This is a genomic window from Candidatus Hydrogenedentota bacterium, from assembly GCA_019695095.1.
Taxonomy (GTDB): Bacteria; Hydrogenedentota; Hydrogenedentia; order Hydrogenedentales; family SLHB01; genus JAIBAQ01.
Genome location: JAIBAQ010000068.1, coordinates 23534 through 31128, shown reverse-complemented (window position 1 = coordinate 31128; position 7595 = coordinate 23534). Strand labels below are relative to the sequence as shown.

At 59.7% G+C, this 7595-nt stretch carries 5 protein-coding genes; all 5 read right to left on the bottom strand.

What is annotated here, in order from left to right; all coding sequences use genetic code 11:
• Nucleotides 1-15: 15 nt before the first annotated feature.
• The 5 genes from K1Y02_12890 to nuoE all read right to left on the bottom strand — a co-directional run bounded on the left by K1Y02_12890 (nucleotide 16) and on the right by nuoE (nucleotide 7570).
• On the bottom strand, nucleotides 16-1161 hold the full coding sequence (locus tag K1Y02_12890) for a SpoIIE family protein phosphatase (protein ID MBX7257253.1): 1146 nt from the start codon (nucleotides 1159-1161) through the stop codon (nucleotides 16-18).
• 10 nt (nucleotides 1162-1171) lie between these two features.
• Complete coding sequence (locus tag K1Y02_12885) at nucleotides 1172-2914, bottom strand: 4Fe-4S binding protein (GenBank protein MBX7257252.1); 1743 nt, start codon at nucleotides 2912-2914, stop codon at nucleotides 1172-1174.
• 77 nt (nucleotides 2915-2991) lie between these two features.
• Nucleotides 2992-5163: a [FeFe] hydrogenase, group A gene (locus K1Y02_12880; protein ID MBX7257251.1), complete on the bottom strand. Its 2172-nt coding sequence runs from the start codon at nucleotides 5161-5163 to the stop codon at nucleotides 2992-2994.
• Between the two features lie 2 nt (nucleotides 5164-5165).
• On the bottom strand, nucleotides 5166-7091 hold the full coding sequence (locus K1Y02_12875; protein ID MBX7257250.1) for a 4Fe-4S binding protein: 1926 nt from the start codon (nucleotides 7089-7091) through the stop codon (nucleotides 5166-5168).
• A complete protein-coding gene (gene nuoE / locus K1Y02_12870) occupies nucleotides 7088-7570 on the bottom strand; it encodes an NADH-quinone oxidoreductase subunit NuoE (protein MBX7257249.1) in 483 nt (160 codons plus the stop codon). Before nuoE ends, K1Y02_12875 begins: the two co-directional genes overlap by 4 nt.
• Nucleotides 7571-7595: the final 25 nt, after the last annotated feature.

Below are 7595 nucleotides of genomic sequence, written 5' to 3'. Positions count from 1 at the left end.
GCCGCGACCGCGCCCCTACACGCTCTCAATCACCACCAGCTTGCCCGCGGCCTCCAGCTTCTCCCTCAACAACGGAACAATCGTTGTGCGCGGCAACACGCGCTGCTGTCGAAAACTGATGTCATTCCCCGCGACGTTCGGCGCATTGCCCATGATGATATTGATTCGGTCCGCCTCTCGCAGCAACGCGCACAGCCTCGTAACACCGCTGTCTTCGTCGCTCTGCCCCAAATCCTCGTCGAACACATTGAAGACTTGGTTCAACGTAACCGCGCCTTCCGTCACTAGGTCGATGCCGGGTAGATAATAATGAGGCGGCGCGATAAGACTTGTCGCATCCTGCGCGACCTGAAGCTTCGCCCCGAGAAACCGCGCAACAATCTGGGCAGTCGTCGCGCCACACACAACCTTCGCGCCATCCATTGACAGGAAACGCTTGGTCACGCCCCCGTCCATCGACTTTGATAGAGGGGCTCCGGTGAAGATGTTGACCACATGCCCCTGCCGGCACAACGCCAGCGCAACGGTACAATCGTCTCCCGGCAACTTCCTCCAATACGTTCGCGCCTGATCGTGCACCAACTTGGGAATTCGCCTCGCTGGCGTGCGCTCGCTCAACAACGAGCAGACAAAATCGCAGACGCCCTCCGCTCCCCATCCTTCCGGCAAGCCCGTTCCAAGCCCCGCCTGCGTGATGCCGTCGCTCACCAACAGAATCCCCTCGTTCGGCTCGATGAAACAATTCGCCTCGCCGATGATGGCTCGATCGATTGTGGTGATGTGTTGCTTGAATAACGAGGCCGTGCGGCGATACACCACGATGGGCGGCGGCATTTCGTACGTCAGCGCCGTCGCCTGCCCATTGTTTAATACCTGCAACAACGAAAACGCGGCATAAGGTAGATTGGCCCCGCGCGCTTCGTTCATCGTTTGCACCAACGCCTGAAACGCCTCGCGCAGGCTATACCCGCGCCGCTGCAACTCCAGCAAACGCGATGCACACAATGTTGCGGCAATGTTGGCCTTGATTCCCGACCCCAACCCGTCGCAACAAAGCACTGTCGTGTATGCGGCAGTGCGCTCAACCTCTACCCGATCGCCACACACCGATCCCGCCCGCTTCGAGGTCTGGACCAACTCGACGTCAACGTGCGTATACATAGAGCGGCAACTACATCCAGTGATCGCCGGCCTTCTTCGGCTTCTCGGCGGCAAGGTTGATCATGTTGCGCAACAGCTCTTCACTGCGCGCCGTGCTTTCCCCCAGGAACTGCGCAAGCTGCTGCGCCATCAACACCTGATGCTCCATCAGTTCGTGAGCCTGACGCACCGTGTCGGATCGCAACCGCTCCAACTGCTTTTCGTTGGCCTGAAAACGCGTGATGTTCACGAATATCCCCACCAACTGACGGTCTTCGGGCAATGCATAAAGCAATTGGTGGCAAGCCAGATTGTACTTGTCGTGGCGTACCGTCGTTTCAATCAGACCTTTTTCCGAACCCAGCAATTGCTCGAACAAAGCCGGATCCATCAAATACGAAATCGGTTTTCCCAACACCGCATCCGTGCACATGAAAAACGCCCGGAACGCAGGGTTCATGCCGATGATGTTAAGACGATCGTCCAGAATCACAATGCCGTTGGGACTCGTCTCGATGATCCGATCCGTACGCTGTTCCGCCAACCGCCGCATAAACGGAATACACATCTCCGGTTCCGCCATGCCCTGCAATACCGCGATGGCCTTCTCGCGGCAACTCGAATAACCGCAAGACCCGCAATTGAGCTGGTCATCGGGATTGGCCTTGCCCGTGCGGCTAAGCACCGACGCAATTTCCTCCTCGGAGAATTCCGTCTGCAATTCGACCGGATGACTGACGAAATGCGCCGTGAGATCCTGCAACGAGCACGCATGCTCGGACTCAACTCCGGGATTCGCCTCCGCATATTCGATCACTTCGCCGCGCCGATCGAATACGTTGCTGTCTGCGCCCATGCCGGGCCCATTTACACAGCCCTGCGAACAAAACAGCGGTTCGATCAGCACGGGCCGCCGCGACCGGCGCAAACTGTCCAACGCCTGGCGAAGATCTTCCACCCCGCTCACCGGAATGCAATCCAAATCCAAATAGTCCGCGTGAAGCGCCGCGGTGCGCGCGAGACCTCCAGGCAGCGGAAAATAGCGGGCGTCACCCGCCGGCTTGTCGTCGAAATCGCTCTCCTCGCACTGCGCGAGGTCAATGCCCTCTTCCTCCAACCAGTTGCGCAGCTCGGCAAACGTCAACACGCAATCCACCGCGCCCGCTGCCTCGTTCCTCGCAAGCTCTTCCTTCTTCGCGACGCACGGCCCGATGAATACAACCTTCGTCTCCGGACCCAGCTTCTGCTTGATGTGTTTACCATGCGCGACCATCGGCGACACCACCGGAACCAAGTAGGGAACAAGGTCGGGTTGATACCGCTCCACATACGTCACCACGGCCGGACAGGCCGTGCAAATATGCGGCTGCTGCTCCTGCTCGACGACGCGCGCGGTTTCATGCGCCACGGCAAACGCGCCAATCGACGTCTCCGCGATATGCCGGAATCCCAACCGCCGCAACGCCCCGGGAAGCCGCTTCTGCTCCCACTCCGTGAATGCCGCCGCAAACGACGGCGCAATACTCGCCGAAGTCTTGGCCCCGGAAGCAATCAGGCGCGCCGCGCGATCGGCGTCGTGCCGGAACGTCTTCGCGTGCTGAGGACACTCTCGGATGCACGTCCCGCACGAGATGCAACGTTCCTCCACAACAAAAGCCTGCCCCTTGTGCATGCGGATCGCCTTAACGGGGCACGCGCGAAGACACCGGTAACAGTCACGGCACCGCGCGCGATTCGTGAAAACGACTTGTCCTGCTTTCTGTCCTGCATCCATTCTGGGGCGCCTGTATCGAGTTATGTCGTTCGGGGCGGCCATACACAGCCACCCCGAACACGACGTATGAGGATTGGTTAATTGACTTCAGAAACGTTGCCCTGGAATTGCTTCTCCAGGAAGCGGCGAAGACCCGCCGCCACTTGGCGCTCAAAGTCCTGCAATGTCGAGACCCGCGGGTCCTTCGGCTCATCGCCAATGTTTTTCAGTACTTGCCGCATCTCCCCGGGCGTATAGCAATCCAGCAGTTTCTCGACTTCGCGGTCCAGCACCTCGCTGGCCTTTTCAAGCGTGCACTTCTCGATGACCGTGTCCTCGATGCGTACCGTGGGACCACGATCGCAACGCTCGTAACAGAACGTGGCCTTAACGTCCACGTAGTCTTCAAGGCCATTGTCTTTTACGTATTTTACCAGTTGTTGGAGCAAGTTGCCTGCCCCGCGCACGTGACAACTAGTCCCCAGGCACACGCTCACGGACAGCCGCTCCACGTTCTTCCCCGCAACCAGCGATATGCTCGTGCCCGAGATTCGGCGGCGGCTCTTGTAATGCGTGTGCAACAGCTCATGGGCCTTAGGACCGCCGATTTCGCCCATGCACTCTTTGTACTGCTGCGAAACGTATGGATTCGCCTCGGCGCTGTGCAAGTCCAACATCCGGTCAGCGTTATACAACCCCTGCGTGCGCTGTTGCCGGTCGCCGAAATGCTTCGGTATGGGCTGTCCCGCACCGCCAACGCACCCTCCCGGGCACGCCATGACCTCGATCAGGTCGTAGTCGCTCTTACCCGCCCGGACTCGGTCCGCCACCCGTTGCGCATTCGCCAACCCATGCACGATAGCCAGCTTCAGCGTGATATCGCCCACCGCGATGCTTGCCTCGCGCAAACCGTCCTCGCCGCGAACATCGTGAAATTCGACGTTCTCCAATTCCTTCTGCGTCACCTGGCGCACCGCATACCGCAACACGGCCTCGGTCACCCCGCCGGAATTGCCGAAGATCATTCCCGCGCCCGTCTTGAACCCAAACGGAAGATCCAATGACCCCGGTTCCAGATTCACGAAGTCAAGCCCCGCCTCTTCGATCATGCGCGCCAACTCCTGCGTGGTCAGCACATGGTCGACGTCCGGCGCGCCTTCATGATTGAACTTGTCCAACTTGGCTTCCGCCTTCTTCGCGGTGCAAGGCATGATCGACACCACCACAAGGTCTCTTCTGTCGATGCCGAAGGTCTGAGGCAAGGTCTCCTTGGCCAGAGAACCAAACATCTGCTGCGGAGACTTGCAGCTCGACAGATTCGGCAGCAATCCGGGATAAAACTGCTCCGCATACTTCACCCATCCCGGACAACAAGACGTAAACTGGGGCAATCGCTCGCCCTTTAGTTTCCGCTTCAAGAACTCGTTCGCCTCTTCAATCACCGTTAGGTCCGCGGTAAACGAAGTATCGAAGACCTTGTCGAAACCCATCCGCCTCAGCGCCGTAACGATCTGCCCCGTCGCCACCGTTCCGGCGGGCATTCCAAACGCCTCGCCAATCGCAACGCGCACCGCCGGCGCAATCTGGGCCACCACCTTCTTCTTGGTGTCGTGCAGTGACTTCCACACGGCATCCACTTCAGACTTCGGCGTCAACGCTCCCGTCGGACACACGCGCGCGCACTGGCCGCAGTACACGCACTCCACCGCATTCAGGTCCTTATTGAACGCAGGCGCTACCGCCGCCAGTGCCCCGCGATGCGCAAAATCGATCGCGCCGATCCCCTGGATCTCCGCGCACAGGCGCACACAATCGCCGCACAGGATGCACTTGTTCGGGTCACGCACGAGCGACGGACTGGATGCATCGACCGTCTGCGGTTTGCGGGTCGCATCGAAGCGCACCTTGTCCACACCCAAGCGCCGCGCGATGTCCTGCATGCGGCACATGGCGCTCTTCGGACACGTCGGACAGCTCTTGTCGTGGTCGGCCAGCAACAACTCAATCGTCATCTTCCGCATCTCGCGGATTTCCGCCGTGGATGTTTTCACAACCAATCCCGGCTCCGGCGGCTGCGAACAAGACGCCACGATCCCACGCCCTTCAATATCTACGATGCAGAGACGGCACGCGCCGTACACGCTCAGTTCGCTGTGGTAACAAAACGTCGGAATATCGATACCGCTCTTGCGGATCATCTCAAGCAAATTGCGTTCGCCCTCAATGGGTACCGGGCGTCCGTCAATCGTAATCGTTTGCTCGTCGTTCATGACTAACTCCTCACAATCGCGTTGCTGTTGCAGCCGCGTATACATTCACCGCATCGAATACAGGTCTCGTCACTGATCGTATAGGGCTGCGTCTTGCTTCCCGTGATCGCGCCCACCGGACACTTGAACGCGCACAAACCGCACATCGTGCACAGGGTCGCGTCGATCGAATAATCGACCAATGACGCGCACGACCCCGCCGGACAACGCTTCTGATACACGTGCGCTTCAAGTTCCGCCCGGAAGTTGCGAAACGTCGACAGCACCGGATTCGGGGCCGTTTTGCCCAGTCCGCACAACGACGCCTTCTGCACCGTAACCGCCAGCTTCTGCAAAAGCTCCAGCGTTTGCTCCGTCGCCGTACCGTCTATGATCCGGTCCAGCAGGGCAAGCATCTGCTTCGTGCCTTCACGGCACGGCACGCACTTGCCGCACGACTCGTTCTGCGTGAACTGCATAAAAAACCGCGCCATCTTCACCATGCACGTGCTCGTGTTCATGACAACCAGACCGCCCGAGCCGACCATGGCGCCGATGCCGCGCAGCGAATCGAAATCCAACGGCAGGTCGAGGTGCTCTTCCGTCAGACATCCGCCCGACGGACCCCCGATCTGGACCGCTTTGAAATTCTCCGGACGTATCACGCCCCGGTCATCCGTAACGCCGCCGCCGATGTTGAAGACAATCTCTCTCAACGTCGCGCCGAACGGAACCTCGATGAGGCCCGTGTTCGCCACGTGACCCGTCAGCGCGAACGTCTTGGTGCCCGGCGATCCTTCTGTGCCCAGCTTGCGGAATTCCACCGCGCCCATCCGCAGTATCAGCGGGATAGACGCCAACGTCTCGACGTTGTTGATGACCGTCGGCTTGTTCCAAAGACCCTTCTGCGCGGGAAACGGCGGCTTCGGAGTCGGCATGCCACGCTTCCCTTCGATTGACGCAATGAGGGCCGTCTCCTCGCCGCAGACAAATGCCCCCGCGCCTTCCATCACATGGCACGTCAGACTCTGGCCGGAACCAAACACGTCGTCCCCCAGAATCCCGTAGGCCGTCGCTTCTTCCACCGCTCGCCGGATTCGCTGAACCGCGAGCGGGTACTCCGCGCGCACATACACATACGCTTCGTCGGCGCCAATCGCGCGCGCCGCGATCATGATCCCCTCGATCACGCTGTGCGGATTACCTTCCATGACACTGCGATCCATGAACGCCCCGGGATCGCCTTCGTCCCCGTTGCAGATCACATACTTCTTGGGCCCGGGCTGCTTCAACGTAAGCGCCCACTTGCGTCCCGTCGGGAAACCGCCGCCGCCGCGCCCGCGCAGACCGCTCAAGGTAATCTCTTCGCAGATGACTTCCGGCTTCATGTGCAGAAAAGCCCGCTGCGCCGCAACGTATCCGTGCGCGCTGATGTACGCCCGGATATCGTCTGGATCGACGTCGCCGCACGCCTTCAATACCGAACGCGTCTGCCGCGTATAGAAAGGTATCTCGCTCGTGCCCCGGCAAACGGTCTCCGTACTCGGATCAACATAGAGCAACCGCTTTACAACCTGCCGGTCGCGCAACGTCCGCAACACGATTTCCTCAACGTCCTCTTCCTGGACACGAACGTAAAGCAAGCCGTCGGGTTCTACCGTAACCAGAGGTCCCATCTGACAGAAACCCTGGCAACCGCTCTTGGAAACCCAAGCACCTTGATTGACGTTCGATTCCGCGGCGTGGTCCTCTGTGCGCAGTTCCGTGACAACATCCAGCCCGGCAGCGTCGATTCGTGACACGAGCTCGTCGTATACCCGAAGTGCGCCATTCGCAACACAACCTGTTCCCGCGCACACAATGATTCGGCGCGTGGTCTGCTTCGCCGCAAGGGCGTACTCATCCCGGATTTGCTCCAGGTTTACAGTCTCGGTTACTGCCATACTCATTGCCCCACCTCCGCCTCAATCAACTCTTCCACCAATTCAACGGCCAGATCCGGCGTCACCTGCCCATGCACCGTGTCGTTAATCAGCATCACCGGCGCCAGCCCGCATGCCCCCAAACACGCTACCGTCTCCACCGTGAACAGCATGTCCGCCGTCGTGTTGTTTTCCTCGTCCAACCCCAGCTTGCGCCGCAGCGCGTCCAGAATCCCCGACGAACGCTTCACGTGGCACGCCGTCCCGTCGCACAGACGAATCACGTACTTTCCCTTGGGCTTCAGCGCGAAGTGAGCGTAAAACGTCGCCACTCCGTACAGCCGCGCCGGCGGCACGCCCAGTGCCGTCGCGATATACGTAAGCACTTCCTGCGGCAGGTAGCGGTAAACCTCCTGCACGGCCTGCAAGATCGGAATCATCTTGGAAGCATCGTGCCCATATCCGTCCAGAATCTCGCGTACCTCGCGAAACTTCTCCGGGGCCATCTCGATACAATACGTCTCCGTGACT

Coding starts and splice junctions, on each gene's coding strand:
- K1Y02_12880 (MBX7257251.1), bottom strand. CDS start 5,163: ATGAACGACGAGCAAACGATTACGATTGACGGACGCCCGGTACCCATT.
- K1Y02_12885 (MBX7257252.1), bottom strand. CDS start 2,914: ATGGATGCAGGACAGAAAGCAGGACAAGTCGTTTTCACGAATCGCGCG.
- K1Y02_12875 (MBX7257250.1), bottom strand. CDS start 7,091: ATGAGTATGGCAGTAACCGAGACTGTAAACCTGGAGCAAATCCGGGAT.
- K1Y02_12890 (MBX7257253.1), bottom strand. CDS start 1,161: ATGTATACGCACGTTGACGTCGAGTTGGTCCAGACCTCGAAGCGGGCG.
- nuoE (MBX7257249.1), bottom strand. CDS start 7,570: ATGGCCCCGGAGAAGTTTCGCGAGGTACGCGAGATTCTGGACGGATAT.